This window comes from Idiomarina sp. Sol25 (genome assembly GCF_033052775.1).
In the GTDB taxonomy this organism is placed as follows: domain Bacteria; phylum Pseudomonadota; class Gammaproteobacteria; order Enterobacterales; family Alteromonadaceae; genus Idiomarina.
Genome location: NZ_JAUPEW010000100.1, coordinates 1 through 280, shown reverse-complemented (window position 1 = coordinate 280; position 280 = coordinate 1). Strand labels below are relative to the sequence as shown.

1 protein-coding gene is annotated in these 280 nt (G+C 62.1%); it reads left to right on the top strand.

The genetic code is table 11. The features are described from left to right. Positions 1-13 precede the first annotated feature (13 nt). Positions 14-280, top strand: a 267-nt coding sequence (locus tag Q5L94_RS13635; protein WP_317498898.1) for an amidohydrolase family protein, incomplete at its 3' end; no start/stop codon positions are given.

The following is a 280-nucleotide window of genomic DNA, read 5'->3' as shown; positions in this document are numbered from 1 at the left end:
GACCGATTGGCCAGTGATCCCCGTTGACGTGATGCCCAACGTCAAGGCCGCCATCGCGCCGCTGGACCTGGGACCCGATTGGCGCGACCAGACGCAAAGCCTGACGGATACGTTGGCCAGCTACACCTGCGACAATGCCTGGGCCGAATTCAACGAGAACCGCAAGGGGAAGCTGAAGGTCGGTATGATGGCCGACGTCGCGGTGATGAGCCACGATCTGACTGCATTACCGCCTGCCGATATCACGCAAGCGCAAGCGCAGGTGACGATCTGCGACGGC